The sequence below is a fragment of the Tatumella citrea genome, assembly GCF_002163585.1.
In the GTDB taxonomy this organism is placed as follows: Bacteria; Pseudomonadota; Gammaproteobacteria; order Enterobacterales; family Enterobacteriaceae; genus Tatumella; species Tatumella citrea.
The window spans coordinates 3,678,521-3,702,601 of the sequence record NZ_CP015579.1 but is presented as its reverse complement, the minus strand read 5'-3'; the positions used below and the strand labels follow the sequence as shown (position 1 = coordinate 3,702,601).

General features: G+C 47.7%; 23 protein-coding genes, 1 tRNA gene and 1 pseudogene. 20 read left to right on the top strand and 5 right to left on the bottom strand.

Going from position 1 to position 24,081, the window contains the following annotated elements:
- Positions 1-110 precede the first annotated feature (110 nt).
- The gene (locus A7K98_RS17590) at positions 111-1,301 is read left to right on the top strand and encodes a low temperature requirement protein A (protein WP_087489720.1); all 1,191 of its coding nucleotides are present in this window, start codon (positions 111-113) and stop codon (positions 1,299-1,301) included.
- 75 nt (positions 1,302-1,376) lie between these two features.
- Here the strand turns inward: A7K98_RS17590 and A7K98_RS17585 are convergent, their stop codons facing one another.
- Entirely contained in the window at positions 1,377-2,747 is a 1,371-nt protein-coding gene (locus tag A7K98_RS17585; protein WP_087489719.1) for an MFS transporter, read from the bottom strand.
- Positions 2,748-2,846: 99 nt separating this feature from the next.
- On the opposite strand from A7K98_RS17585, the gene A7K98_RS17580 reads away from it, so the two are divergent.
- Positions 2,847-3,707: a LysR family transcriptional regulator gene (locus A7K98_RS17580; RefSeq protein ID WP_087489718.1), complete on the top strand. Its 861-nt coding sequence runs from the start codon at positions 2,847-2,849 to the stop codon at positions 3,705-3,707.
- 177 nt (positions 3,708-3,884) lie between these two features.
- Positions 3,885-4,361, top strand: a complete 477-nt coding sequence (locus tag A7K98_RS17575) for a cold-shock protein (RefSeq protein ID WP_087489717.1) — start codon at positions 3,885-3,887, stop codon at positions 4,359-4,361.
- Between the two features lie 56 nt (positions 4,362-4,417).
- On the opposite strand, the gene A7K98_RS17570 is transcribed toward A7K98_RS17575, so the two are convergent.
- The gene (locus tag A7K98_RS17570; protein ID WP_087489716.1) at positions 4,418-4,936 is read right to left on the bottom strand and encodes a DMT family transporter; all 519 of its coding nucleotides are present in this window, start codon (positions 4,934-4,936) and stop codon (positions 4,418-4,420) included.
- Between the two features lie 534 nt (positions 4,937-5,470).
- Here A7K98_RS17570 and A7K98_RS17555 point away from each other — a divergent pair.
- The 3 genes from A7K98_RS17555 (at position 5,471) to A7K98_RS17545 (ending at position 8,446) form a co-directional block, all read left to right on the top strand.
- On the top strand, positions 5,471-5,746 hold the full coding sequence (locus A7K98_RS17555) for a LysR substrate-binding domain-containing protein (protein ID WP_087489714.1): 276 nt from the start codon (positions 5,471-5,473) through the stop codon (positions 5,744-5,746).
- 302 nt (positions 5,747-6,048) lie between these two features.
- Positions 6,049-7,227 (top strand): MFS transporter, encoded by a 1,179-nt coding sequence (locus A7K98_RS17550; RefSeq protein WP_087489713.1) that lies wholly within the window; start codon positions 6,049-6,051, stop codon positions 7,225-7,227.
- 112 nt (positions 7,228-7,339) lie between these two features.
- Complete coding sequence (locus tag A7K98_RS17545; RefSeq protein WP_087489712.1) at positions 7,340-8,446, top strand: alkene reductase; 1,107 nt, start codon at positions 7,340-7,342, stop codon at positions 8,444-8,446.
- On the opposite strand, the gene A7K98_RS17540 is transcribed toward A7K98_RS17545, so the two are convergent.
- Both A7K98_RS17540 and A7K98_RS17535 read right to left on the bottom strand, forming a co-directional pair.
- A complete protein-coding gene (locus A7K98_RS17540) occupies positions 8,447-9,358 on the bottom strand; it encodes a LysR family transcriptional regulator (protein WP_087489711.1) in 912 nt (303 codons plus the stop codon).
- A 3-nt stretch (positions 9,359-9,361) separates the two neighbouring features.
- Positions 9,362-10,105: a hypothetical protein gene (locus A7K98_RS17535; protein WP_087489710.1), complete on the bottom strand. Its 744-nt coding sequence runs from the start codon at positions 10,103-10,105 to the stop codon at positions 9,362-9,364.
- A 208-nt stretch (positions 10,106-10,313) separates the two neighbouring features.
- Here A7K98_RS17535 and A7K98_RS17530 point away from each other — a divergent pair, with 208 nt between their 5' ends.
- The 9 genes and pseudogenes from A7K98_RS17530 to A7K98_RS17495 form a co-directional block, all read left to right on the top strand.
- Positions 10,314-11,312, top strand: a complete 999-nt coding sequence (locus A7K98_RS17530; RefSeq protein WP_087490576.1) for an LLM class flavin-dependent oxidoreductase — start codon at positions 10,314-10,316, stop codon at positions 11,310-11,312.
- Between the two features lie 3 nt (positions 11,313-11,315).
- Complete coding sequence (locus tag A7K98_RS17525; RefSeq protein WP_087489709.1) at positions 11,316-12,401, top strand: alkene reductase; 1,086 nt, start codon at positions 11,316-11,318, stop codon at positions 12,399-12,401.
- Between the two features lie 44 nt (positions 12,402-12,445).
- Positions 12,446-13,417, top strand: a complete 972-nt coding sequence (locus A7K98_RS17520; protein ID WP_087489708.1) for a nuclear transport factor 2 family protein — start codon at positions 12,446-12,448, stop codon at positions 13,415-13,417.
- Between the two features lie 36 nt (positions 13,418-13,453).
- A complete protein-coding gene (locus A7K98_RS17515; RefSeq protein WP_087489707.1) occupies positions 13,454-13,894 on the top strand; it encodes a nuclear transport factor 2 family protein in 441 nt (146 codons plus the stop codon).
- A 191-nt stretch (positions 13,895-14,085) separates the two neighbouring features.
- On the top strand, positions 14,086-15,111 hold the full coding sequence (locus A7K98_RS17510) for an LLM class flavin-dependent oxidoreductase (protein WP_198361115.1): 1,026 nt from the start codon (positions 14,086-14,088) through the stop codon (positions 15,109-15,111).
- 551 nt (positions 15,112-15,662) lie between these two features.
- The gene (locus tag A7K98_RS17505) at positions 15,663-16,382 is read left to right on the top strand and encodes a transporter substrate-binding domain-containing protein (RefSeq protein ID WP_087489706.1); all 720 of its coding nucleotides are present in this window, start codon (positions 15,663-15,665) and stop codon (positions 16,380-16,382) included.
- A gap of 3 nt (positions 16,383-16,385) precedes the next feature.
- Entirely contained in the window at positions 16,386-16,598 is a 213-nt protein-coding gene (locus tag A7K98_RS21425; RefSeq protein WP_157665999.1) for a hypothetical protein, read from the top strand.
- 368 nt (positions 16,599-16,966) lie between these two features.
- The gene (locus tag A7K98_RS17500) at positions 16,967-17,635 is read left to right on the top strand and encodes an outer membrane protein (RefSeq protein WP_087489705.1); all 669 of its coding nucleotides are present in this window, start codon (positions 16,967-16,969) and stop codon (positions 17,633-17,635) included.
- Positions 17,636-18,679: 1,044 nt separating this feature from the next.
- A pseudogene (locus tag A7K98_RS17495) lies at positions 18,680-18,986 on the top strand (integrase core domain-containing protein); the annotation flags it as partial.
- 75 nt (positions 18,987-19,061) lie between these two features.
- On the opposite strand, the gene A7K98_RS17490 reads toward A7K98_RS17495, so the two are convergent.
- A tRNA-Phe gene (locus A7K98_RS17490) sits at positions 19,062-19,137 on the bottom strand.
- A 299-nt stretch (positions 19,138-19,436) separates the two neighbouring features.
- Here A7K98_RS17490 and A7K98_RS17485 point away from each other — a divergent pair.
- The 5 genes from A7K98_RS17485 to A7K98_RS17465 are packed head-to-tail and all read left to right on the top strand — an operon-like array spanning position 19,437 to position 24,080.
- Complete coding sequence (locus A7K98_RS17485) at positions 19,437-20,462, top strand: LacI family DNA-binding transcriptional regulator (RefSeq protein WP_087489703.1); 1,026 nt, start codon at positions 19,437-19,439, stop codon at positions 20,460-20,462.
- Positions 20,455-21,462 (top strand): ABC transporter substrate-binding protein, encoded by a 1,008-nt coding sequence (locus A7K98_RS17480; RefSeq protein ID WP_087489702.1) that lies wholly within the window; start codon positions 20,455-20,457, stop codon positions 21,460-21,462. Before A7K98_RS17485 ends, A7K98_RS17480 begins: the two co-directional genes overlap by 8 nt.
- Complete coding sequence (locus A7K98_RS17475; RefSeq protein ID WP_087489701.1) at positions 21,463-22,305, top strand: ABC transporter permease; 843 nt, start codon at positions 21,463-21,465, stop codon at positions 22,303-22,305.
- The gene (locus A7K98_RS17470) at positions 22,302-23,099 is read left to right on the top strand and encodes an ABC transporter permease (protein WP_087489700.1); all 798 of its coding nucleotides are present in this window, start codon (positions 22,302-22,304) and stop codon (positions 23,097-23,099) included. The genes A7K98_RS17475 and A7K98_RS17470 overlap by 4 nt, the downstream gene beginning before the upstream one ends.
- A 12-nt stretch (positions 23,100-23,111) precedes the next feature.
- Entirely contained in the window at positions 23,112-24,080 is a 969-nt protein-coding gene (locus A7K98_RS17465) for an ABC transporter ATP-binding protein (protein ID WP_087489699.1), read from the top strand.
- The last annotated feature ends 1 nt before the right edge of the window (position 24,081 follow it).

The window sequence follows — 24,081 nt, the reverse complement described above, 5'->3', positions numbered from 1 at the left end:
CATTGCCCGGCGTTTTCCGTCTGATAGCGGAAAGCGCCGGGTTTGTTGCATTAAAAAGTGGGCGGCAGCCGCAGAGCAGGAAGCCCTGACTGACGATAAAGAGACTATGTATGGCTGATAATAATAATCTGGCGACTGCTTTGTTACGCCAGCGTGATGGCCACCATGCGCGGGTTACATGGGAGGAGTTGTTTTTTGACCTGGTGTATGTGTTTGCGGTCACGCAACTCAGCCACAGCTTATTGCATGACCTGAGTTTTTCAGGAGTGCTGCACACACTTATCCTCTGGTTTGCAGTCTGGCTGGGCTGGCAATACACCTGCTGGGTAACTAACTGGTTCAGCCCGGAAACCCCGGCTATTCGCGGGCTGCTATTTTTTGTCATGGCGGCTGCGCTGGTGATGTCGGCTGCGTTACCGGAAGCCTTTACTGACCGGGCATGGATTTTTACTCTGGCCTATGTGGTGATTCAGGCCGGTCGTACGCTGGTGATTGTGGTTATTCTCGGGCGTGAACATGCGCTCAGCCCTAACTATCGACGGATGCTGGCGTGGCTACTGGTTTCAGCATTGTTCTGGTTTGGCGGGGCGCTGGCCGGAGGGGAATGGCGCACATTACTCTGGGTGATTGCGGTGTTATGTGAATACCTGTCGCCGATGAATGGTTTTGCCTTCCCGGGAATGGGGCGATCCTCCACCCGTGACTGGACGATAGAGGGGGGACACCTGACGGAGCGTTGTCAGTTGTTTGTGATTGTGGCACTGGGGGAGACTCTGTTGGCGACCGGAGGATCACTGTCGGCAGAAACTCACTGGAGTGTTTCTGAAATATCCGCAATGGCAGCAACTTTTCTGTCAGTGCTGGCGGTTTGGTGGCTTTATTTTGGCACTTCCGGCAAAGAAGCGACGCTGGCGATTAGCCGCTCTGATGATCAGGGGAAGATGGGGGCCAGATTCCATTATCTCCACGTCATCCTGATCGGCGGTATTATCGTGATGGCTGTCGGTAATGATCTGACCATGGAAGCTCCGCAACAAACCACGCAGCTTTTGCACAGCCTGGTACTGTGCGCAGGTCCGGTGATCTTTCTGGCAGGTAGTGCGTTTTATAAAAAAACCGTTTACGGGAAAATCCCTGTGCCACACCTGGCCGGAGCCGTGGTGCTGTGCCTTATTCCATGGCTTATTGCGCCACTGAGACTGGAATGCGCCAGTTGGGTGACTACCGTAGTGTTGCTGCTTACCGCGCTGGCAGAAGGTCGGGTTCACCGCCGCCGCCGGGAACCGGGAAGCGAAGAGTAATAACAACGGGCGGCAGGCTATTTTTGCTGTGCCGCCTTGATGATAATTGTGCTGATATGATCTTCTGTTTACCGGTCAGGCCGGAAGATGCTGCTTTTTTCGGGAATTTGGCACGGGTTTTAGCCAAAACCCGCTGATTCCGGCCGCCAACAGTAGCAGTCCGACAGAGATCATCAGAGCAGTATGCATTCCGTGAGTAAACTGCAACGGGCTGTGGCTGTTAATCAGTGTACCGAATAACGCAACCCCGAATACCCCGCCAGCCTGCCGTGCTGCATTCAGTAGCCCACCAGCGATCCCCGTCTGATTCGGTGCGACAGAAGCCAGTGCTGCACTGGTGATTGCCGGAATAGCCAGCGCAATCCCGCTACCGGCCAGTAACATTGCCAGAGGTGTTGCCAGATGACCGGCGCTGATAAGCCATCCGTAGCCGCTGGCGGAAATCAGTAATCCATAAACTGTCAGCCGTTTTACCCCGACCCGCGGCATGATTCTCCCGGCCAGAATATTCATGACGACCAGGATTGCCATCATCGGTAAAAAGGCACTCCCGGCCTGCTGCGGAGAGTAGTGCAGTACCGTCTGAAAGTAGAGGCTCAGCACAAAGATCATGCCGTAAAATGCCAGGTTTGCGATAAAACCAACCAGGGTGCTGGTGGTTAAAGTTACCTGGCGAAACAGGCTGAGTGGCAGCATAGGGTCAGGATGGTGGCGTTCCGCGACCATAAACAGTAGCGCGCTGACCACCGAAATGATTAGTGAGATAAGCACGTGCTGGCTGGTCCAGCCGTCATGTCCGGCAGTAATCAGCCCGTAAGCCAGTGAACCTGCCATGATTATCGCCGCTAACTGACCGGCAATATCCGGGCGCTTAGCAGGCCGTGGCACTGAAGGTGGTGCATAGCGCGCGACAATCAGTAGTCCGAGAATCCCGACAGGAACGTTTAACAGAAATACTGATGGCCAGCCCTGTAATGTCACCAGCCAGCCACCGGCTACCGGACCTGCTGCCAGGGCAATTCCACCGGCTGCTCCCCACCAGCCGATGGCTTTACCGCGTTCGGCGTCATCACGGAACAAAATGTGAATCAGAGACAGTGAAGCCGGGACCAGTAAGGCAGCTCCCACTCCCTGAATGATCCGTGAGGCAATTAATGTTCCGGCAGTAGCAGACATTCCGCAACACAGAGACCCGAAAGTAAACAGAGCAAACCCGGCAAGAAACACTGGCTTACAGCCAAATCTGTCCCCCAACACCCCGGCGGTGAGTAACAGAGCAGAAAAAGTCAGAGAGTAGCTGTTAATAATCCACTGTATACCGCGCATATCGGTATGCAGGCTATGACGTATTGTGGCGATGGCTACATTCACTACGCTGGTGTCCAGCAGCACAATCGCGAAGGCCAGGCAGGTGGCAACCTGGGTGATTCTGGTTTGAAAATTCATGGTGACATCACTCCTTTCTTCAGAGGATGCAGCATAGATAATTGTGAGCTGTGCGTTAATTCTCTATAGTTGCACAATACTCCGGGGAAAAATGCACAAATGCTAAACTGGGAAGATCTGCGTTATTTGCTGGCAGTGGCAGAAGCCGGCAGTTTGTCGGGGGCTGCTCGTCGGTTAGCGGTCGATCATGCTACTGTCAGCCGGCGGCTCAACAGTCTCGAAACCAGCCTTAACAGCACACTGATTCGACGCTCTACCCGTAGCTGTTCTGTAACCCCGTTTGGACAGCAGATTCTCGGTATGGCCAGACGGATGGAAGAAGCGGCCTTCGCTATTGAGCGCAGTGCCCGTGCCGAACAGGAGCTGGTCGCAGGTAACGTTACTATCAGTGCGCCACCGGTGCTGGCGACCCATATGCTGGCAGGCAGTCTGCAACTTTTCCGCGAGCGCTATCCGCAGATACAGCTCAGTATTGTCAGCCAGGCAGCGCGGATCTCCCTGAGTCGCCGTGAAGCCGATATAGCTCTGCGGCTGGCTCGCCCTGTAGACAATAACGATGTGGCTCGTAAACTTGGAGCTATGCCGTTTTCACTCTATGCACACAGAGATTACCCACAGAAAAATCAGCCGGCTGACTGGGCATTTATCGGCTATGGCAGCCAGTATGCCACCATGCCGCATGCCCGATGGATAGTGGCAGCGGCTGACGGACGACCGGTTAGCTGTGCTGTCAGTGATATCACCAGTCAGTTGATGGCTGCGAAAAGTGGTGCCGGAGTGGCATCGCTGCCACAATTTATTGGTGATGTGGAACCTGAGCTGCAGCGTTTGCCGTTCAGCGGGGAACTGTTTGCGCCGGAGATTTGGCTGGTGGTGCATGCTGATTTACGCGGTTCTCCGCTGTTGCGCAGAGTGCTGGACTTTGTCGGTGAAGTCGTGACTGCCAAAGGGCTTGCCTGACAGCCAGTAAATCATCACTGTTTTCTACTGGCCGGGCAAAATGGTCGTGAATCAGATGAACACCTGCAAAATTATCACTCAGTCAGGTGCCAAAAACATAGTCTGTGCGGGCATTGTATTTTACACTGCGCGCTGCAAAAATTGAGCAGATAAACGAGTTAACAGGCGGTAACAGCGATGAACGGAACAATCACAACCTGGTTTAAAGATAAAGGTTTTGGATTTATCAAAGATGAAAACGGCGATAACCGCTATTTTCATGTGATTAAAGTCGCCAACCCTGAACTGATAAAGAAAGACGCAGCGGTGACTTTTGAGCCCGGCACAAATAACAAAGGGCTTTCTGCATTCTCGGTAAAAGTCATTCCTGACAGTAAATATATCTTTATTGCCGGTGAGCGACTGAAACTGACCGCGATTAAATCCTTTGTGGTTTACAGCGAAGAAGTGCCTGCTGATGCCGGAATCGATAAAGAAAATACCGTACTGTCCGTCGGCGCGCTGATGAACAGTATCCGGCCAAAATCCGAGATTACCCCGGGGGCCATGCGGTCACTGAGAAAACTGGCAATCACCACTTTTCAGGGCTCGACACTGATTTTCACTGAAGATGAAATCGATATCGATGCCACAGTAAAAATGCTGAAAATCTAACTCACCCGGTATCCCGGCCGGAGCTGAGAATGGCTCACTCCGGCCTGTGTCCTGTATCAGCGGGAAGCACTGATACCAGGTTTTGCTGATTTGGCAGGCGAGCTGACAAGCATCCAGACCGACAGACCAATAATCACTGCCCCTGCGGTAAATCCGCGGTTGATTGTTTCACCGAGCACCAGATATCCCCACAGGACAGCAAAAGGCGGGATTAAAAAGGTTACGCTAAATGAGCGTAAAGGCCCGATATCTGCCAGCAACCGGAAATAGACAATATACGCCCAGGCGGTGCAAAAAAGCCCGACAGCAATCACACTCACCCATGCACTGGTCTCTTCCCAGTGTGTCGGCGCACCGACGCTAAGGTGTCCGATAAAAAATGGCAACAGGAACAATGAAGCGCCGCCCTGGCTGCCGCAGGCAACCATTTCGGGGGCCAGACCACCTTTGTCTGCTATCCAGCGCCGGGCAAGAAATCCCGCCAGGCCATAGCAACTGGTGGCAACCAGGCAAAGCAGAATCCCTGTGACAGTCCCGGTTGCCTGACTGGTGGGATCTCCGCTGTCGAAGCGCAAATATTGGTTGCCATCTGTGCTGCCTGAATTTCCTTACTTATCTGTGAGTTTCCAGCGGAATAATTAATGCTATGCCCAGCCCGTAAATAAGATGCCGGTGATGTTCCGGTTCGGCGATTGTCCCGGGCGTCCCCATGTTTCGGGATAACCGGCGGAAGAAAACAGTCGTGGTCTCGAACGTTCAATGACCCGGCTAATATATTCTGTACTGGTATGACCGTCACCGATCCTGATTGCCAAATCAAGTCCTTCTTCCGCAAAATCAACTACCCGATCGGTAAAACTGGCTTCGACTTTCAGCAGTGGATGAGCGGAAAGAAACTGACCGGAGAACGGGATAATACTGGACTGGTAGCTAAGAAGTTAGGCATACAAAAGCTGGTTGTTTGTGCTGCCCCTGATTATCCTGAGCGTTCTGGCATCCCAAAAACGCCTGAGGATCTGAAAGGCAGAGACTGTGTCACAGGCTGGAAAAAATCGGGGTGATATAGCTGATTTTTGAAAGATAACTCAGGAAACGAAGTTCAACTCCCTGTGAAGTCACGTTTTGAAATGAGCGATGGAGAAGGGATGGCAAGCTCAGTACTTGCCGGTTGCGGTCTTTGCCCATTACCTACCTGGCTTATTAATAAAGAGCTTGAGGAGGGGCGTCTGGTGACTGTTTTGAATAGCTTTGCAGGAGCAAAAATGCCTATTCATGCTATATGGCCAAAGACCCTTTATCCAAAACCAAAAGTTAGGGCCATTATTGACGAACTGCAAAAGGTTTCAATAAATACCCCTGAGATCTTTGGCAGCGATAAACTTTAATATACCAGAGAAAAATTGGATGGTTGGTTGCTATACGTTCACTGATAAATAGCTTTTCTGGAATAAATACCCCGTTAGTAATCCTGCTTTCTATCTGTTTAAAAAACACCTTTTCCAATGGTTATGATATGAAAATCAGATTGAAGAATCTATGTCTTCACTGTAGCTCCTGAATACCTGTTTTTCCCGATGTGAAAGTTCGCGATGATGTACGTCCGGAAATTATCTGACCATCGCAAATAACAATTTCTTTGTCAGTTTAGTTTCCGTTTTTTATTGTTGTTCTTTCATAAGGGTATGCTATGCAAAATAAAAGCACTTTGCTTTTACTGGCTTTGTCGGTTGCTGTATTCGGGGTAATTACAACAGAAATAGCCATCATTGGCCTGTTACCAAAACTTGTCTCACAACTTCATGTGACGTCACAGCAGGTCGGTTTTCTGGTCAGTATCTATGCTATTATTGTGGCGATCACTGGTCCGTTTATTACCCTGTTACTTTCAGGATTTAACAAGAAAACAGTTCTGCTGACTATTCTGTGTGTATTTATCATCTCTAACTTAATTTATGCGACAACAGATGTGTTTAATCTGATGCTGGTATTCCGTATTCTCCCTGCACTGGCACATGCTGTTTTCTTTGCTGTTGCATTGGTGGTTGCTGCCAGCTCTGTCCCTAAAGAGAAAGCTGCTGGTGCTGCTGCTAAGGTGTTTGCCGGGGTGGCTATAGGCCTGGTATTGGGTGTTCCTTTAAGTTCTCTGATTGCCGACCATTTCTCACTGGCCGCGGCTTTCTATTTTGGCGCTGCTGCCTGCGTTGTGGCTTTTATTGGGGTCCTGTTCCTTATGCCTTCAATGCCTGCTACGCATAAAGTGTCTTTTGCCAGTCAGGTTTCTGTGCTGAAAAACAAAAAGCTATGGTTGACTATTTCCACTGTTACGCTGGTTTTCGCAGCCATGTTTTCCTGTTTCAGCTATGTTGCCGATTATCTGACCCGAGTGACACATCTCAATAGCAATTCTATCAGCGCTATGCTGATTTTGTTTGGTGTGTGTGGTTTTGTAGGTAACTTTATCTTCAGTAGTTTTTTGCAAAAGAATACTGTGAAGACAACTCATATTTATCCACTGCTGTATATTTCTGTTTTACTGTTGGTTTGGTGGTTAGGTTTTTCTCCAATGGCAATGTGTCTGCTCACAGTTTTCTGGGGCGCATGTCATTCTTCCGGCCTGGTGATCAGTCAGACATGGCTAATGCGTGAAGCCAGAGAGGCACCTGAGTTTGCGAACAGCCTGTATATGTCATTTTCCAATCTGGGAATTACTATTGGCTCGCTTGCCGGTGGTTGGTTTATTGCCCACCTTGGCGCTCACTCTGTAGTACTCAGCAGTGTAATTTTTGCGGGGCTCGCATTCTACAGTATTGTTATTAAACATCGTTCTGATGTTAAAACAGTTTGCTTATCAGAAGGATCAGCATAAGAATTTAAAGTAATGTAGAACTTATGGAACATCTGTGAGGAACAAACAGGTGTTCCATAAACGGCAGCAGAGCTCCATGATGAAAGCATTATTTGCAGCTAAGGAGCTAAATATGGACAAATTATTTACAGCTTATCAGTTAGGTGGAATTACTCTTAAAAACCGAATTATTATGGCGCCTATGACCCGTTCACGAGCCAAAGCGGGAGATACCGCCGATGATCTGACGGCAAAGTATTATCAGCAACGTGCTTCAGCAGGACTGATTATTACAGAAGGTGCTCAAATTTCAGTTCAGGGGCAAGGATATTTGTTCACCCCGGGTATTTATAATGACGAGCAGATTAAAGGGTGGGAAAAAACGACCCGTGCGGTTCATGAGGCGGGTGGAAAAATTTACCTCCAAATCTGGCATGTAGGACGAATCTCACATACCAGTTTGCAGCAAGACGGTGAAGCACCGGTCAGCTGTGTTGCTGTCAGAGCAAACAATTCAACCTGCTATGCCCGCGATGAACAAGGAAACCCTGGTCCTGTACCCGTCTCTGCTCCACGTGCATTGGCGACCGATGAACTCAGCCAGATTGTGCAGGATTATGCACGAGCTGCCAAAAATGCCATACAGGCAGGTTTTGATGGAGTAGAAATCCATGCGGCGAATGGTTATCTGTTAGAACAGTTCATTAATGGCGGTCTTAACACCCGTACTGATGAGTATGGCGGCCCGCGACCAGAGAACCGGCTGCGTTTTGTTCTGAATGTTACTGATGCAGTATCTCAGGCTATTGGCGCAGACAAAACAGGGATTCGACTTGCTCCTTTTGGTCGCCTGTTTGATATGCATGCTTTTTCAGGGGAAGAAGAAACCTGGTTACTCATCGCGAAAGAACTGAGCCGCAGATCGTTAGCTTATGTACATCTCAGCGACCAGCAAACACTGGGTGAGCAGGCGATACCTGATGGGTTTATTGAAAAATTCCGAGATGCTTATCACGGCACATTGATCATTGCTGGCGGATTTAATAAAGCTCTGGCGGAGTCTTATATCACTTCAGGAAAAGCTGATTTGATTGCCTTCGGCCGGCCTTACATTGCGAATCCGGATCTGGTGGAAAGAATGCAAAATGACTGGCCATTGAATGAAGTAAACCGGGCGACTATGTATGGCGGTCTTGAAGAAGGTTATACGGACTACCCTGTTTACAAATCGCAGGACTGATTAATCGAGTGTGCCGTCTTTTGCCGCCTGAACCAAAGTGTCTACGACATATCTGATTTTCGGTAGCAGCTGGCGGCTTTTAGGCCAAAGAGCGCTGATGGGCATTTCACCTCCGGAGTGCCCTACCAAAACTTCCTGCAATTCTCCGCTTTCCAAATATTTACCTACCAGCCATATGGGTAGCTGTGACAAACCACACCCTGCCAGAGTTGCCTGCAGCATGGCGTCACCATCGGCAAACTCATGTGTTGCAGGGGGAGTATATCGTGTTATGTGTCCCTGGGAATCTTTCAATAGCCATGACACAGGCTGATGTCGTCTGAAACCAATGACACATTGGTGTCCGGAAATATCGTCTATGGTTTCTGGTTCACCGCTATAGAGCAGATAGTCCGGAGAGGCGCAAATCACCAGTTTTTGAGTCGTGAGCCTTCTGGCGACCAGCCCGCTGCTATCGGCAAGCTCGCCAATGCGGATGACCAGATCGATGCCTTCATCAATAAGATCAACAAACCGCTCGCTGAATGTCACTGTCAGAGCAAGTTCGGGATATTTACGGGTAATTTCCAGTAAGATTGGCAATATGCGTTGCCTGCCGAAAGCAGCAGGCAAATCTACCCGAAGCCTGCCAGCAGGCTGTTGGATATGAGATTTTAATTCCGCTTCCGCCTGGTCAAGAATATCGAAAGCGCTCTGGCAACTGATTAAAAATCGCTCACCATCCGGAGTCAGGCTGAGTCTACGGGTGGACCTGTGGAATAGTTTTAGTCCCAGGCGGTCTTCAAGCCGACTGACGCTTTTACCCACTGCAGATTTAGTCAATCCCAGCCGTTCGGCGGCTGCCGTAAAATTACCCAACTGAGCTGTGGTTATGAATGCATTTATTCCACCCAGATGATCGGTTTTTCTCATGGTTTATCCAACTTTCTCTAATAATTCAGCATGTTTTATAGATATATAGCGTCCTGGTGCTTCGTTAAGTGACAGGCTCAACTCATAAATCGTAGTGGATAAAGAAAATTGAATCAAAAATGATAATGATTCTGGATCTGAACTTATAAGCAAAATATCACTTATGTTCGAGGATTCAGGCAATGATAAAACTCTGTTTAAGCTATAAGATTCAGGCGCAGAGCTGAATAATGACCGAATATCTGCGTTGGGTGTCAGCATCAGATAGAAGAGATGGTTAATAAATGACCTCAGGCGATTGTCAGCAAATGAATCATGAAATACTTTATCAGGATTTGGCATCAGTGGGGTTTTCTGTATAAAAGTAAATACAGCATTATTCTCATTATCATAAGTAACCAGTGTCTGGTATTTAGATAACGCTCCTCCAACTGTTCCGTCTTTACCTATTGCCTGATAACTGATATCCATATTTACTTCGGCCTGGTCATTCTCTAAAGGTTTAACATCAATATGTCGAATAAAATGTGATCCTTTTTCATAAGGCAAGTTATTCAGCCACTGAATAATTTCTGATTTCCCTTTTGCCAGCAGATGAGTTCCTGCATGTACTAACATAATGTCTTCAGAGAAGATGCTGCTGTGAGAAATAACATCTTCTGTTTCTCCTTCAAAATACGCAAACCAGCGGTGTGCAATGTCACATGCTGAATGATATCGGGCTTCAGTTTTTGCTGTTCTGGACATCAGATCTCCGTGGGAAAAAATTAAGGATTAAATGATATATCTGTACATTTTCTTCAGTGCTAAGAATAGCGCTATTTAATCCGGGGTATTGGAGAATATATGTATACACAGCTCCGAATGTAACCTGATTTATCATGCTTATGAAACCTGACATAGTGACTGCCATATTTATTTTTTACGACAGAGGAAGGAGATTAAATTGATGACTATGAAATTTTCTGACATTCCTCTGTCACTTTTGGACTTGTCTCCTGTCACCGAAGGGCATTCTGTTTCTGATGCCATTAACACCAGTATTACTCTTGCCAGGGCGGCGGAAGATGCAGGTTATCATCGTTTCTGGATGGCTGAACACCATAACAAGCCAGATATTGCCAGTGCTGCTACTGCGGTGCTTCTGAGCCACATTGGAGCCCGGACTCATAAAATACGGATTGGTTCTGGCGGGATTATGTTGCCAAATCATGCTCCTTTAATTATTGCTGAGCAGTTTGGGACGCTTGAGACACTCTATCCTGGCCGGGTAGATCTTGGTATTGGGCGAGCCTCCGGAATCGATCAGGAAACTCGCCGGACGTTACGGCGTGATGGCCTTTCACAAAGTTTTGAATTTCCTGGCTTGCTGGAAGAACTCCAATATTTTCTGGCTGAGGCACACTCCGGACAGAGTATCACTGCCATACCAGGTGCAGGGCTGCCTATTCCTGTCTGGCTGCTTGGGTCTGGTACTTTCAGTGCGAAGCTTGCGGCACAGAAAAGTTTACCTTTTGTGTTTGCTTCTTATTTTTCACCAGGCGATATGGCTAACGCTATTGATACTTATCGATCAGAGTTTAAGCCGTCGGAATTCCTCGAAAGCCCGTTTGTCATGGTATGCGTTAACGTTATTGCAGCAAATACACAAAAAGAAGCTGACCTGTTGGCGACTACGGAATTGCAGAAGTTCCTCTATTTTCGGCGGGGGATTGCTGTAAAGCTGCTGAAGCCAGTTCGTAACATGAATATATTATGGCGGCCCTCTGAAGCCCAACAAATACTCACGCAGTTAAGAGAATCAATATGGGGAACTCCGAAGGGGGTCCGCGCAGGCTTAATGGACCTGATCCGTCGTACTGGTGCAAATGAAATTATGGTGAATTCATGGATTCACGATGCTGAAGCACGTATTTATTCTCACCAGCTTATTGCTGATTGTTGGAGCAACTGAACAATGTCAACTAATGAACTTTTTACAACTTATCACATGGGGAAAACACAGCTTGTGAACCGTTTTGTCATGGCTCCCATGACACGTTCCCGTGCAAGAGATGAACATGCAGATGATCTGACCACTCAATACTACGCTCAGAGAGCCAGCGCCGGGTTGATAATCTCTGAGGGGTTGCCTATATCCCGTGAAGGCACCGGATATCTTTTTACCCCGGGGATTTACCGTGAATCGCAAGTAGTTGCCTGGCGTCCGGTCACCGAAGCTGTTCATCAGCAAGGCGGAAAGATTTTTGCTCAGCTATGGCATGTCGGGCGAGTCTCTCACGTCAGTTTGCAACCTGAAGGGCTTGCACCTGTCAGTGCATCCTCTGTTAAGGGAGGCAACGCATTTGCCTGGGACGACAATGGACAGCCTGCGACAGTGACAGCAAGCACACCAAGAGCACTTGCTACCGAAGAAATACCCCGGATAGTGAATGATTTTCGCCTTGCGGCAATTAATGCGATAGCGGCTGGTTTTGATGGGGTAGAAATTCATGCTGCTAACGGATATTTGATCGAACAGTTTATCAATCCCCTGATAAACACTCGTGATGATATATATAACGGAGCGACTATTGAAAACCGAACCCGTCTACTACTCGAAATTACCGATGCAATAGTGGGTGAAATTGGTGCTGATCGCACGGGGGTGCGTCTTTCCCCCTGTAATCAGTTGCAGGATATGCCCGCTTATTCAGAAGCATCGGACACATATCTTTATATTGGCCAGCAACTCAGCCAACGGAATATCGCTTATGTGCATCTGATGGCGCAGGGAGATGTTATGTTCAATGGATTTCTGCGTAATTTTCGTCGGGAGTGGAAAGGGACGTTGATCCTGGCTGGAGGACTGAATATTAATCAGGCTGACACGCTTATCAAAGATAATATGATTGATCTTGCCGCGTTCGGCAGCCCATTTATTGCAAATCCGGATTTTGTTGAACGAATTAAAAATGGTTGGCCGCTATCCCAGGCAAATAAAAACGCTTATTACGGAGGAGGCTCGAGTGGATACACAGATTACCTGCCGTATCGGGAATAGCAATTTTACTAATGGCTTTTAACTGTATCCGGAAGTGAATTACCATGACAGAGAAAAATTTACGAACTGCAGTGAACTCAATTATCAATAGCTTTTTTAATTCATGGTCTGATGGTCAGTGGGAAACACTGTTCCCCAGTCTGGCAGATGATACTGTATTAATGAGCGGCCAACATGGCGAGGCTCACGGAGGCGCTGAGTGGAAACAACTGCTGGCAGAAGATACTGATTTGTTCAACTGGATGCGTACCAGCAACCATGCTACGGTAATCGGAAATAATAATATCGCAGTATCCAGCGCCTATGTGATGGGGTTACTGCAACGTGGTCGGCAGCAGTTTCTTTTTGGTGGCAGTGTTATATTTCAGTTTCGGTTTAATGCGTCCGGGGAAATACTTTTGCATGAAGTGCGCATTCAGGCTAACTGGTCTAAAGGTGATCCATCGCTGGCTAAACACTGGCTATATATTCCCACAGATAATGGCTGGCAATTAGGAGATCCCTCCCCGGTCATTGTTAGCGAACTGAATTCTCCCTGGAGTGTTGTTCGGGATGAACAACAACAATCTGAACTGGCAGGTGCGGTTGCTCAGTTATACAGTAAATATTCCTGGGCTATTGATCAGAATGATATTTCTTTGCTGAGCGACAGCTATTCAAAAGATGCCGAGGGCGGATTTTCGCCTATGGGACGTCTGAAGGGACGTCAGTCAATTATTGGACAGCAAAAAAACTTTCGCCGTCATTGGCCATGGATGCAGCATTTTGCAGATGTCTTAAAAATTGAACCTGAAGCTGATCAAAAAACTGCCCGTATGATAGTTGGACGTATTATTCCTGATCAGCCTTATGATGAAAAAGGGCATAAAGTCTATGGCGCTCATTATCAATTGCAGGTGCAGCTGGAAAATGATAACCAATGGCGTATTAGCTGGTTCGATTACAGACCAGGCTGGTTCAACGAAAAAAATATTCCTGCTTTCGATATTGGTGTGACCGAGGCTGAATTTTTATAGTAACAAACAACCTAAATTTAACCAGAGGGTGATGTTATGGACAAGAATATTCAGAAATTAATTGATATTGAAGAAATTCGTAATCTCCGGGTGCTGTATTCTCATTATCTTGACGGAAATAATATTCAGTTGCTTGATCAGGTCTTTTCTGAAGAGGCAGTGGTCGAAGTCACTGTCGGGAAAATGGAAGGGATTACAGAAATTAAAGCTGGCCTGGCAGATGCTTTCAGATTATATGACAGAGATAACACAGGGTCTTATCCGTTTATGCATGTTATTTCAAATCATTGGGTTAATATCACCGGGGAAGATACTGCCGAAGGCAAGTGCTATCTGATTGACCTGGAAACCGCATCTAAACCATCATCAAATCCTCTTCTACTCTTTGGAGTATATAAAGATGAATACCAACGGATTGACGGTGCCTGGAAAATCACACGAACTGTTTTAGATGTTGTCTGGGAAAACAAAGAATAGTTCATGTAACTCGTCTATTGACGATTAAAATTAAATCCTTCATTGAAGATTTATTTTTTTTATAAAACTGACTTTAATTTTGATATGGTAATTTAACTGCATCTTATTGATTTGATAACAACAAGATGTAAGGCTAACTTTTTGTCTTAATTAAAGGTCTCTATATTTTTTATTTAGTGCTGGATTATTATATGTATCAGAAAAAATTGAAACTTAGCTTACTGGATTATTCACCTGTAGATGAAGGTCTGATGCCTCATGATGCTTTATCCGCAACTGTGCGTCTTGCACAATCTGCAGAAAAGAATGGTTTTCACCGCTACTGGGTATCGGAGCACCATGGTATGCCGGCGATTTCAGGTAATTCTCCTGAAATACTCATGGCGCGAATTGCTTCTGCAACACAGAAGATTCGCCTGGGGTCCGGGGCTGTTCTGTTACCTAATTACAGTAGCTTAAAAATTGCAGAAAATTATCAGTTGCTGGAGTCATTATTTCCAAATCGTATTGATCTTGGTTTTGGACGGGCGCCAGGTGCTGATAGCAGAACAGGCTCTGCACTTAATGATGAGAAGGGACGAACAATTCCTTACCCGCAAAAAGTTTCTGATTTAATAGGTTTTATTACCGGAAAGCATAGTGAAAATTCACATTATGCAGGTATGAAAGCTTATCCTGAAACAAATACGAAGCCTCAACCTTTCGTACTGGGGGCGTCGGGTTCAACAGCACAGTTTGCTGCTAAAATGGGCCTGGGTTTTACATTTGCCCATTTTATTAACCCTGGCTTCACTGGCCCTCATGCCGCAGATGAGTATCGTGATGCATTTCAGAAGAGTGATTTTTCTGAAAAACCAACGGTCATCGTTTGTGTATTTGTGGTCATTGGTAATACTGAGCAGGAAGCGAAAGAGTTTGCTGATGCGTTTCATTTGTGGCTGTCATATGCAGAAAGCGCTCATCCTTTTTCCAGAATTCCTTCTCTGGAATCCAGCAGAAAGCATTCCTGGTCTTACAGTGAATTAGCCGTACGGGAACAAAATAAGCACAGATTAATTTCCGGAACAGCTTCGGCTGTTGCTGAGAAACTGCGAAATTTAGCAGATTCTTATGATACGGATGAGGTTATGATTAATCTTATGATGCCCGGTGAAGCTTCCCGGATAAATGCTTTAGAGATTTTAAGTGCTCAACCAGGAATGTCAGTAGGTGATTAGTTCTACATCAAGGACAAGAAACTAGCGCCTGTGTTTTTTATTTCAATGAAAGTTAGCTGATAATTAATTTAGGCGCTATTTTATTTATTTTCTCATTATTGTAATAGACGATCGAAAAATACATCAAGGGCGAAGTGCTCTCTGGAATTAGTCTGTAAATGTTCATGGTCTGGTTTCTGGTGATAGCGATTGATGAGGGCTACTGTAAAAGTGAAGTGGCTATTATTATTTTATTATGATTCTTTTGTTTGTTGGTTTTTTAGTGGGGTTGTTCTGAATCATATTCGGGTATTATTATCTATAAAATACTCGTTCCAGGCTATTGGTTATTTATTTTTGATTGATCCAGATTGTTGGTTTCATTAAACATGGAGTAATGGAAATTTTTGTGTAATTAAAGTTTAACAGTTTATATGCAGAAGCTTGCCTCATACCAGAATATTTTCCTGATAAGGAAAAGCGTTTAAAAATAACAGATACGAATTGCCCACTTTTCCATTAAACTCTCATTATCCGATTATCAGGGATTATGCCTGAAGAGGCGTTTGACTATGGCAGAAAAAACAATCATTGCAGAGCTTGCACCCAAAGGTCGCCTGCGGGTGGCCATTAACTATGGAAACCCTGTGCTGGCACAGCAGGGCGAAGCAGGGCAGCCTAAGGGCATTTCGGCAAAGCTGGCCGGTGAACTGGCGCAGGAACTGAACCTGGCTATTGAATGGGTAGAGTTTGATGCCGCTGGCCGGGTTTTTGCTACCGTGGATGATGATTGCTGGGATATTGCCTTTCTGGCCATTGACCCGTTGCGGTCAGAGAAAATAGCTTTCAGTCAGCCCTATGTGACCATTGCCGGGACTTATCTGGTAAGGGCCAGCTCGGATTTTCAGCAGGTTGCCGATCTGGACCAGCAGGGAGTCACTGTTTCGATAGAACGCGGTGCTGCCTATGACTTGTTTCTTAGCCGCCAGCTACAACATGCAGAAATTAAAAGGGTGGATACTGCCTCGTTAGCCATTGAGGCATTTATGGCTCGCGAGGCAGATGCAGTGGCGGGATTACGCTATCAGTTACAGGCTTATGCACAGCAAAATAGTGACTTTCGGTTACCTGTAGACGATTTTACCAGTATCCACCAGGCGATGGCGGTACCCCGACAACGAACTGTAGCAGCGGGCTATGTCGGTGATTTTATCATTCGGAAAAAACGGGAGGGATTTGTAAAAGCTGCACTGGTGGCTAACGGGCAGCCAGGGTCGCTGGCGGCTGAATAAGGCATGCCTCTGATACCTGATATCTCGTTGTGTAAGGATAAATCATCTATTTTCACTTTTGGATTGCCGTGGGTGGATAAATTTACCCGCGGGTACTACGAAACACACCGCGACTGCGGGATGCTTTATGTCACCCCGGAAAAGCGGCATCGAGGAGAAGATGTGAGCTTCCTGAAGCAACGGGATGTACCGTCAGGTGCAGAGAATATACTCTGAACGGTAGTCAGGGAAAACGAGCAAATGGCAGAGACGTTAGTCCTGAATGGGAAAAACAGGCTGCTTAAATTAACCCGTGCTGACGACTGCCTGGACTACCGGTTTTAATAACGCTGAGTAACTATTATTTTCAGATCGCAGATATTTTTGATATGAAGAGTAAAACCACGACACAGGCAGCCCAAAACGCATTTATCGCCAGGAAATCCTCTCAGCGACAGGGCCACTTATCCGGAATATCCTTTATTCAATAAAACTTCAACAAAGTAAAAAAAGATGAATGAAATGATGATTAGCCTGTTTATGTTAAGAAAAACCGAATCCCGGCGATAAGATTGAAACACGTTTATCATACAGGCAATTAAGTAATGAAAAAGTTCATTTTAACTTCTCTGATTTCACTGTTATCAGTATCCACAGTATATGCAGCTGATAACTCGGGAGTTTACGTTTCCGGTAAGGTAGGTTCATCCATCGAAAACACTCATGGAATGAAATATGATTATGCAGGAAATGACTCTAAGTCATCGTCAAAATCAAAAGGTGTTTTTGGTGGCGGTGTCGCTGTTGGTTATGATTTTTACTCTCAATATCAGTTCCCTGTGAGGGTTGAAATTGCATCGACTTTTAGGGGGAAGAGTAAATCTGTAGGTGAGGCTGATAATGGAAGTGTAAGTACGCGTAACAAAGTCAGAATGGATACGTATATGGTGAATGGTTATTATGATTTACATAATCAGTCAGCCTTTACACCCTATTTGACTGCTGGTATTGGTATTGCTGATTTAAAACTTAAGAACAGTTTTGAGTCAGGTGCTCTTTCAGGAAACTCATCGGATTCCAATACAAATTTTGCCTGGGATGTCGGACTTGGTGTTAAATATGCGGTAACTACAAATATAGCTATTGATGCAAGTTACGTATATACCGATGGTGGTAAATCTCATACAAGTAATTCATATGGTGGGGATGAGTACAGAACAAGAGTGAAATCTTCATCGAATGATATTATGCTAGGTGTTTCTTACATGTTTTAAATAATACCTGTAATCTGTTGATTGATAATTTCTGACGCTGCAAAGGGCATCAGATATCGTAATATCTGTTTAATATTCATCTTCAATATTTATCATCAGATTGATAGCGTGATCGGAAAATAGCCGCCTTAACCTATAACAGGTTAAGGTGACTTCATGCACAATAACGAAACAACTAACTGCCGGGCGGATTGCGATTGCTCTGGTCAGTTTTCATGGCCTCCTCCGACCCATAGCAGGGCACGATATGCAGCGTTAGGATCACCGACAGATTGTCTGCCAACCAAAACCGCAGAATTCCACCCTCCCAGCCGGTTAAGAAACTCACCGGCAGTATAGCAACTGACTTTTCCGTGATTTTCAGAATGATCTATCTTCACGTTGCTCACATAAATACCATGGGGTTGTGTAAGGCTGAATCGTCATTCACATTGTACGATGGCCAGCTGTCGTGGGCCCATCGATACCATTCCAGCGCAAATTATCCCGTAAAGACATTAATAATATTTTCCCATGACCAGTCACGGATCACGGGGGAGTTAAACGTTTCATGTCTTCGGAAAGAACACACCAGCAGACTGGGCTCCCGGAGACGGACAGACACAGGGTAAATACATTTTCAGCAGACTCTGCAGCGGCCAGGCAGGAGTGCTATCTGTAAAATATCTTCAGTTGTTCTGTTCGGTGATTCAGGCCAGAAAAGCACGGATGCGGAAATACTGTGTCCGGGACGACCCGATAAGACCGAGTTTCGGACTACGTAATACTGCTACCAGAAAAACGGGAACGCTTCATAGAAATCCCCCTGAATTCACGTTAGTAGAAAATTCTACTTATGAACACACCGATTTTTCGGGAGGATATACCATATTCGGCCATCCGGATGACGAATTTTTGCATCGTGGTGTTTTTTAACTATATCCAGGGCTATCAGTGTCGCTGACAAAAGTGTTCATTAGTTTTCTCCACTTGTGACGGATACAGACATTACAAGTTGTAGAAAATAGCTGACTCAAATGCCAGACGGATGCACTCAATAGGTATCACGGACCGGAATTTATCTCACTGATACTGGCCCAATGGGCTGAAGATCACGGTGTGCAGCTGGAGTTCATTCAGCCCGGAAAACCCACTCAGAATGCTTTTATTGAACGATTTAACCGGACATACCGAACTGAAATACTGGAATTTTATCTGTTCAGAACACTGAATGAAGTACGGGAGATCGCAGATCGCAGGCTGACAGAATATAACAGCGAACGACCTCATGAATCCCTGAATAATCTGACGCCGGAAGAATACCGGTTGATGGCTGAAAAACCGGAAACCTCAAAAAAGTGCCTGGAACTAAAACGGGTCTACTTACATTGCTGTTCACTGGTGCTTAAAAGCAAAAAACCCGCCAGAGGCGGGTTCTTCTAAATAGTGGTGCCCGAACTCGGAATCGAACCAAGGACACGGGGATTTTCAATCCCCTGCTCTACCGACTGAGCTATTCGGGCAACGGGGCGCATTAAACCGTAATGGCCCTTGCGCGTCAACACTTTTTACCAGGGGAAATGTAAAAATACGACTGACTGATTGCTTTATATACTAAAACCCTCGTTTTGCTGATTTTTCCTGCTGTAAACACCCGCAGTAACGCCCATAACGCTTTTTATTTTGTGATACCTGGCACAAATCGACGATGAAACCTGTTCCCTGTGGCGTGTCTGCAAATTCACTGGAATGACACATTACTGTCATTTTCTCTGCTTAGGCTTGCTGCCATGAGATCGATCTCATTGGTTATGGAGAAGTGATGAGTAATCTGAATACAGTTGCCAGACTGGCCGGTGTGTCGCGGGCCACAGCTGCCCGGGCATTTTCCAGCCCCGAAAAAGTACAACCGGCGACCCGTGAAAAAATCTATGCCGCAGCCCAGCAGTCAGGATTCCGCATCAATCTGGTGGCCCGGCAGCTTCGTACCAGCACCACTCATCTGATTGGCGTGATGGTACCGACTCTCGACAACCCGGTGTTTAACGAACAACTGAGTGCCATGGAGCAGGTGGCCCGGCAGGCCGGTTATTCGTTACTGGTCGCCACCACTGGCTATGACCCGCAGCGTGAGCAACAAACTCTTGAGCAGATGCTGTCACGTCAGGTTGACGGGCTGGTGATGACGGTAGCAAGCAGCGGTGAGCAACTGTCCGAATCCGGCAGTGGCTGGCCGCCGTTGCCGGTGGTACTGGTGCACAACGAATCGGCTGCCGGTGAGGTTGTCTGCCTGAGTATTGATAACTGTCGTGCCATGGCTGAGGCAACCCGTTATCTGCAACAGCAAGGGCATACGCGGATTGCCATGGTTGCCGGTCCGTTACAGCAATCCGACCGGGCAGCGAGGCGCTATCAGGGATATTGCCAGGCAATGTCCGCTGAAGATCTGACACCCTGGCCATTAATCGAGATGCCGGAGCATACCCGCAGCGATGCCAGCTATCTGCAGGATTTACTGGAGAGCCCGGAGCCGCTGACTGCGGTGTTGTGTTCTAACGATCTGTTGGCGATCAGCCTGATTGGTCAACTGCAAAGGCGCGGAATCCGGGTACCACAGGATCTGTCAGTAGTCGGTTTCGATGGCATCGCACTCGGGCAGATGGTGACACCATCATTGTGTTCGGTAGTACAGCCGCGTGAGGCGCTGGGTTCCGGTGCTATCACCACTCTTTTACAACTGATTCAGGGCCAGCAGGCAGTATCACGTCAGCTGGATTTTGAAATTCGTCAGGGGGAAAGCGTGGCTGCCCCCCGGAATATTGCCCACACCAGAGGAAATTATGAATAAATCTGTTTTTGTCCGCAGTGCTTTGCTGGCGACTTCGCTGGTTATCACCGCACAGGCCCAGGCCGCCGTATCAACCGCTATCTGTTACAACTGTCCGCCAGAATGGGCTGACTGGGGAACCCAACTCAAACATATCCGTCAGGATCTGGGGATCCAGGTGCCGCAGGACGATAAAAACTCCGGCCAGGCTCTGGCGCAGCTGGTGGCAGAAAAAAATAATCCGGTGGCTGATGTTGCTTATCTGGGAATCACCTTTGGTATTCAGGCGGCGAAATCAGGAGTGGTTGAAGGGTATAAACCTGCCAACTGGGATCAGATCCCGAAAGATATGAAAGATCCGGACGGAAAATGGATTGCACTGCATTCCGGAACCATCGGCTTTATGGTGAACGTAGATGCGCTGGGAGGATTGCCGGTCCCACATTCCTGGAAAGATCTGTTGAAGCCGGAATATAAAGGGATGATTGGCTACCTGGATCCGGCCAGTGCTTTTGTGGGTTATGCCGCTGCTGTCGCGGTAAACCAGGCAATGGGCGGTTCATTAAATAATTTCAGTCCGGCAATTCACTATTTTCAGGAGTTAAGTAAAAACAGCCCGATCGTGCCGAAACAGACTGCCTATGCGCGGGTGCTTTCCGGAGAGATTCCGATTCTGCTGGACTATGACTTTAATGCTTACCGCGCCCGTTATACGGATAAGGCGAATGTACAGTTTGTGATCCCTCAGGAAGGGACCATCCAGGTACCTTATGTTATAAGCCTGGTCAAAAATGCCCCGCATCTGGCTGAGGGTAAAAAGATTATCGATTATGTGCTGTCACCCAAAGGGCAGCAACTGTGGGCAAATGCCTGGTTACGACCGGTGATTGAGACAGCCGGAATGAGTAAAAAAGGCTTCCTGCCAGACAGTGATTATGCCCGTGCACATACCGTGAATTATCAGCAAATGTCGGATGTGCAAAAGGCATTTTCTGCTGAATATCTGAGTGAGGTTCACTAAATGCGGCGGTTGTTCGCCGGCAGCAAGTGGCCAGGGGTAAGGATCTATGCCCTGGCACCGGCGCTGACGGTATTTGTTGCCTTCTGGGCAATCCCTTTTGTGTATCTGGTAGTGATGGGGGCAGAGCCGGACAACAGCACCCATCTTAATGCTTATCTGACGGTTCTCACGCGCTCACGTTATCTGAGCAGCCTGGGCACGACACTATTGCTGTCAGCAGCGGTTTCGCTGGCAGCAGTGGCCATCAGTGCAGTAGTTGCCTGCTATCTGGCCCGCCACGCAGTTCCAGGTAAAGGGTTATTGCTGGCGCTACTGACTTTCCCGCTGGCATTTCCCGGCGTGGTGGTTGGCTTTCTGATGGTGATGTTGGGTGGTCGTCAGGGATTGCTGGCCCAACTAAGTGTACTGCTGACCGGTGAACGCCTGACTTTTGCCTATAGTCTGGGCGGGCTGTTCCTGGGTTATCTCTACTTTTCAATTCCCCGGGTCATTATGACTTTGTATGCAGCCTGCGAAAAACTGGATATCTCACTGGAGGAAGCGGCCAGGGCAATGGGGGCGGGTCCACTGCAGATCACCCGTGATGTTATTTTACCGGGCCTGGCTCCGGCACTGATTGCCAGTACTGCGCTTTGCTTTGCCACCAGTGTCGGGGCGTTTGGTACTGCCTTTACTCTGGGTACTCAACTGAACGTGCTGCCTCTGACCATTTATGGCGAATTCACCAATTATGCCAACTTCGCCACTGCGGCTGCATTATCAGTGATCCTTGGGGTCATCACCTGGGCAGTATTGCTGCTGGCCAGACGCCTGACAGAAATTCCTGCGGGAGGTTCGGCATGAAGAAACTGTTATCCGGAGGCCAGGCACTGCTGACCCTGCTGGTGTGCCTGTTTTTGATTGTTCCGGTGGTGATGTCAGTGATGACCGGATTTATGCAGAACGCATTTCGCGGTATCAGCGGAGGATTCACGCTGCACTGGCTGACGGATGTGTGGTCAATGTATTCCGGCACCTTCTGGCTTACGCTGAAAATTGCACTGGCCTGCCTGATATGCAACCTGATACTGGGGATTCCGGCGGCCTGGGGATTGCTGAAACTGCCCCGGCGCCAGCAGGCAGTTATTGAAGAGTGCCTGCTACTGCCGGTAGCTATTCCCGGGCTGGCAACGGCTCTGGGGATGTTGCTGCTGTATGGGCGGTTTCATGATTTCCGTGGCAGCTGGCTGTTTATTCTGAGTGGCCATGTGCTGTTTACCCTGCCGTTTATGGTGCGTCCGGTACTGGCAGTGATGAAGTCATCCGGGATTTCGGTAATGGAAGAAGCAGCATCCAGCCTCGGTGCAGGCAGCCTGTACCGACTGTTTACGGTGGTGATCCCTAACTGCTGGTCGGGGATTATTGCCGGGGCATTTATGGTAATTACGTTGTCGATTGGCGAATTCAATATTACCTGGATGCTGCATACCCCGCTCACCAAAACTCTGCCGGTCGGACTGGCCGACAGCTATGCCTCAATGCGGCTGGAAACCGGTTCTTCATACACCACCTTATTCCTGATCATGATCATGCCGCTGCTGACTGCTATGTATGCGTTACCCCGACTGCAAAAACGACTTTGTCGTGATGATAAATAGAGGAGAGAGACAATGTCTCAGCCTGTAGGTATCCGGTTAACTGAATGTTCCCGGACCTTTAATCAGCATATTGCCCTGCATCCACTCAGCCTGGAAATTATCCCGGGAGAGACGCTGGTGTTGCTGGGCCCTTCCGGATGTGGAAAAACCACAACGCTCCGGATTATCAGCGGGCTGGAACAGTGCGATCCCGGTGGTGAAATCTGGTTTGGTGATCGCAATGTCACGAATGTTGCGATCGAAAAGCGGCATGTAGGAATGGTGTTTCAGAACTACGCACTGTTTCCCCATCTGAATGTGGCGCAGAACGTTGCCTATGGCCTGAAAATTCAGCGATTGCCATCTGATGTTATTCGCTCAAGGGTGGCAGAAATGCTGGAAATGGTGGATCTGACTGCGCTGGCGCAGCGCCCGGTGCAGGCACTTTCCGGTGGTCAGAAGCAGCGGGTAGCGCTGGCAAGGGCGATGGCTGCCAGACCCGGCGTTTTATTGTTTGATGAACCTCTGGCGGCCCTTGATGCGCAACTTCGCGACCGGTTGCGTGACGATATTGGCCGGTTGCTGAACCGGCTGTCTATCACGGCCGTTTATGTCACTCATGATCAGCAGGAAGCGATGGCGCTGGGAGATCGTATAGCTGTAATCAATCAGGGACGTATCGAGCAAATCGGGACTCCGCGCGAAATTTATCATCATCCGGAAACGGCGTTTGTCGCCGATTTTATCGGTGCGGTGAATCGTATTGGCAATCACTATTGCCGTCCGGAGGATATCCGGCTCGGAAGTATCAGTGGAGCCACCCTCACAGGGCAGGTGGTGGAAAGTGTGTTCCTCGGTCAGGTGCTGAGGGTCACAGTAGATACCGGCAGCCAGCATAAAATCAGTGTCGATTGCCCGCCGCGCGAACAATGGTTTGCCGGACAGCATGTCGGTTTGCATCTGGCGGGGGATGCGTTATTTATGGCAGGAAAAAGGATTTAAA

Excerpts from the sequence above, each read along its gene's own strand:
- A7K98_RS17575 (WP_087489717.1), top strand. The coding sequence starts at position 3,885 with ATGAACGGAACAATCACAACCTGGTTTAAAGATAAAGGTTTTGGATTT.
- A7K98_RS17500 (WP_087489705.1), top strand. The coding sequence starts at position 16,967 with ATGAAAAAGTTCATTTTAACTTCTCTGATTTCACTGTTATCAGTATCC.
- A7K98_RS17520 (WP_087489708.1), top strand. The coding sequence starts at position 12,446 with ATGACAGAGAAAAATTTACGAACTGCAGTGAACTCAATTATCAATAGC.
- A7K98_RS17550 (WP_087489713.1), top strand. The coding sequence starts at position 6,049 with ATGCAAAATAAAAGCACTTTGCTTTTACTGGCTTTGTCGGTTGCTGTA.
- A7K98_RS17540 (WP_087489711.1), bottom strand. The coding sequence starts at position 9,358 with ATGAGAAAAACCGATCATCTGGGTGGAATAAATGCATTCATAACCACA.
- A7K98_RS17530 (WP_087490576.1), top strand. The coding sequence starts at position 10,314 with ATGAAATTTTCTGACATTCCTCTGTCACTTTTGGACTTGTCTCCTGTC.
- A7K98_RS17510 (WP_198361115.1), top strand. The coding sequence starts at position 14,086 with ATGTATCAGAAAAAATTGAAACTTAGCTTACTGGATTATTCACCTGTA.
- A7K98_RS17545 (WP_087489712.1), top strand. The coding sequence starts at position 7,340 with ATGGACAAATTATTTACAGCTTATCAGTTAGGTGGAATTACTCTTAAA.
- A7K98_RS17580 (WP_087489718.1), top strand. The coding sequence starts at position 2,847 with ATGCTAAACTGGGAAGATCTGCGTTATTTGCTGGCAGTGGCAGAAGCC.
- A7K98_RS17505 (WP_087489706.1), top strand. The coding sequence starts at position 15,663 with ATGGCAGAAAAAACAATCATTGCAGAGCTTGCACCCAAAGGTCGCCTG.
- A7K98_RS17470 (WP_087489700.1), top strand. The coding sequence starts at position 22,302 with ATGAAGAAACTGTTATCCGGAGGCCAGGCACTGCTGACCCTGCTGGTG.
- A7K98_RS17485 (WP_087489703.1), top strand. The coding sequence starts at position 19,437 with ATGAGTAATCTGAATACAGTTGCCAGACTGGCCGGTGTGTCGCGGGCC.
- A7K98_RS17480 (WP_087489702.1), top strand. The coding sequence starts at position 20,455 with ATGAATAAATCTGTTTTTGTCCGCAGTGCTTTGCTGGCGACTTCGCTG.
- A7K98_RS17590 (WP_087489720.1), top strand. The coding sequence starts at position 111 with ATGGCTGATAATAATAATCTGGCGACTGCTTTGTTACGCCAGCGTGAT.
- A7K98_RS17535 (WP_087489710.1), bottom strand. The coding sequence starts at position 10,105 with ATGTCCAGAACAGCAAAAACTGAAGCCCGATATCATTCAGCATGTGAC.
- A7K98_RS17475 (WP_087489701.1), top strand. The coding sequence starts at position 21,463 with ATGCGGCGGTTGTTCGCCGGCAGCAAGTGGCCAGGGGTAAGGATCTAT.
- A7K98_RS17525 (WP_087489709.1), top strand. The coding sequence starts at position 11,316 with ATGTCAACTAATGAACTTTTTACAACTTATCACATGGGGAAAACACAG.
- A7K98_RS17515 (WP_087489707.1), top strand. The coding sequence starts at position 13,454 with ATGGACAAGAATATTCAGAAATTAATTGATATTGAAGAAATTCGTAAT.
- A7K98_RS21425 (WP_157665999.1), top strand. The coding sequence starts at position 16,386 with ATGCCTCTGATACCTGATATCTCGTTGTGTAAGGATAAATCATCTATT.
- A7K98_RS17585 (WP_087489719.1), bottom strand. The coding sequence starts at position 2,747 with ATGAATTTTCAAACCAGAATCACCCAGGTTGCCACCTGCCTGGCCTTC.
- A7K98_RS17465 (WP_087489699.1), top strand. The coding sequence starts at position 23,112 with ATGTCTCAGCCTGTAGGTATCCGGTTAACTGAATGTTCCCGGACCTTT.